The 280-nt window shown below is 68.9% G+C and carries 1 protein-coding gene; it reads left to right on the top strand.

The window, feature by feature from the left end; translation table 11 throughout:
- Window positions 1-10: 10 nt before the first annotated feature.
- On the top strand, window positions 11-280 hold a 270-nt coding region (locus tag IF00_RS42335), incomplete at its 3' end, for an AMP-binding protein (RefSeq protein ID WP_037640638.1).

Raw genomic sequence — 280 nt, 5'->3', positions numbered from 1 at the left:
GGGCTCGCAGGTGGGGTTGTCGGCGGGGGAGAAGTGGCTGGCGGTGACGACGTTCGGTTTCGACATCTCCCTCCTTGAGGTCTTCCTGCCGCTGGTCTCCGGTGGCGTCGTGGTGATCGCGGATCGCGATGTCGTGCGTGATCCGGCGCAGTTGGGCCGTCTGGTGCGGTCCGAGGACATCGCGGTGATGCAGGCGACGCCGAGCCTGTGGCGCGCGCTGGCCGAGACGGACCCGGAGGCTGTGGAGGGTCTCAAGGTTCTGGTCGGTGGCGAGGCGGTG

It is taken from the genome of Streptomyces flavochromogenes (assembly GCF_000717595.1).
Lineage (GTDB): Bacteria > Actinomycetota > Actinomycetes > Streptomycetales > Streptomycetaceae > Streptomyces > Streptomyces flavochromogenes.
The sequence above is the reverse complement of the archived record's forward strand: the minus strand, read 5'-3'. Positions and strand labels throughout refer to the sequence as shown.